General features: G+C 71.9%; 1 protein-coding gene. It reads right to left on the reverse strand.

Going from position 1 to position 270, the window contains the following annotated elements; genetic code table 11:
* The coding region (locus SB751_RS30890) for a response regulator (protein ID WP_410749135.1) at positions 1 to 270 on the reverse strand (270 nt) is incomplete at both ends.

A 270-nucleotide genomic window follows, 5' to 3' on the forward strand; every position in this document is an offset into this window, starting at 1 on the left:
GCCGTCGAGCGTGAACGCCCGGCTTTCGCTGTCGTAGGAGAGCGAGCCGCACTGCAGCCGCGGGTGCTGGCGGCCGCGGCTGCGGCGCACCAGGGCGGTCAGGCGGGCTTCGAGCTCTTCGAGGGCGAACGGCTTGGTCAGGAAATCGTCAGCGCCCAGGTTCAGGCCGCGGACCCGGTCCTGCAGGGCGCCCTGGGCGGTCAGCAGCAGCACCGGGGTGCGGTCATCGCGGTTGCGCATCTCACGCAGCACCACCAGGCCGTGCTTGTC

Source organism: Cupriavidus sp. SIMBA_020, from assembly GCF_046535395.1.
Classification (GTDB): Bacteria; Pseudomonadota; Gammaproteobacteria; order Burkholderiales; family Burkholderiaceae; genus Cupriavidus; species Cupriavidus campinensis.